Source organism: Aeromonas cavernicola (assembly GCF_002795305.1).
Taxonomy (GTDB): domain Bacteria; phylum Pseudomonadota; class Gammaproteobacteria; order Enterobacterales; family Aeromonadaceae; genus Aeromonas; species Aeromonas cavernicola.
Genome location: NZ_PGGC01000110.1, coordinates 1 through 896, shown reverse-complemented (window position 1 = coordinate 896; position 896 = coordinate 1). Strand labels below are relative to the sequence as shown.

2 protein-coding genes are annotated in these 896 nt (G+C 39.7%); both read left to right on the top strand.

Features of this window, described 5'->3' with window-relative positions; genetic code table 11:
* Positions 1 to 453, top strand: a 453-nt coding sequence (locus CUC53_RS12670) for a hypothetical protein (RefSeq protein WP_157798267.1), incomplete at its 5' end; no start/stop codon positions are given.
* A gap of 4 nt (positions 454 to 457) precedes the next feature.
* A complete protein-coding gene (locus CUC53_RS12665) occupies positions 458 to 772 on the top strand; it encodes a hypothetical protein (protein ID WP_100294496.1) in 315 nt (104 codons plus the stop codon).
* Positions 773 to 896 lie beyond the last annotated feature (124 nt).

Here is an 896-nt window from a genome sequence, read left to right as displayed (position 1 = left end):
GAAAAGTCGTTCAGTTTTAATATGGTTGAAAATCCCGGTCCACTTGCGTCAATTAATGGGAATCCTGCATCAAACTTTGCCTCTTGCAAATACAATAAAACAATCTTAGATGAGGATCTTATTTTGTATCGAGCCGGTAAGTCAGGCGGAGGGAAAAATGGATTCGGACAGTGGTTTACACGAGAGCCAATATCATCAGAAGCTCAAGCTAGATTAGATTTAGCTGTGAAACCTCAGTGGAAAGATGCAAATGGTGTGCTAACTGGTGAGTCACCAATAGAATCAGTTTATGCCGTCAGAATTCCAAAGGGAACTGAGGTATATGAAGGGCCGGTAGGGTATCAAGGTGGAGCCTATCTTGGCGGTCAAGATATTATGCAAATTTATGTGCATCAGCCTTGGGCTTTAAGAGGTGCGCAAGTCATTAAAGAAGTGCCTATTGCCAAAAGGTAATTTCATGAATCAAGAAACAAAAATAACTAGATTGCTTGAATTATTTAAGAAACTGAGAGGTATTTTAGCTTCTGAGGATGATAAAAATTGGATAAGGGGTATTGAAGCTATTATTTTTGACCTGTCATCCCAAGAGGCTATCGTCGGCAATGAAGATGAGGTTGTTCGGTATGTTGAATATACATATAAAGGGATGTGCAGAGGTAACGGTAGCTTCTCTGACTTTTATATATGGAGAGATGATTTTGAAGAAAGAGTGAGTGAAAATGAAAAATTAAACAATTTGAAAGAGAAAATATGGCGTGAGTTTGACCGATGACTGTTAATTCGCTCGTTTTTTACACGAAGGCAGGTCCGTAGGCTCGATTAGCGTAGCGTAATCGGGCATTCGCGGATTAATTAAACCTACGCTCTTTCACAATCTGGATAGTTCAAAGGTCAGG

Coding starts and splice junctions, on each gene's coding strand:
- CUC53_RS12665 (WP_100294496.1), top strand. CDS start 458: ATGAATCAAGAAACAAAAATAACTAGATTGCTTGAATTATTTAAGAAA.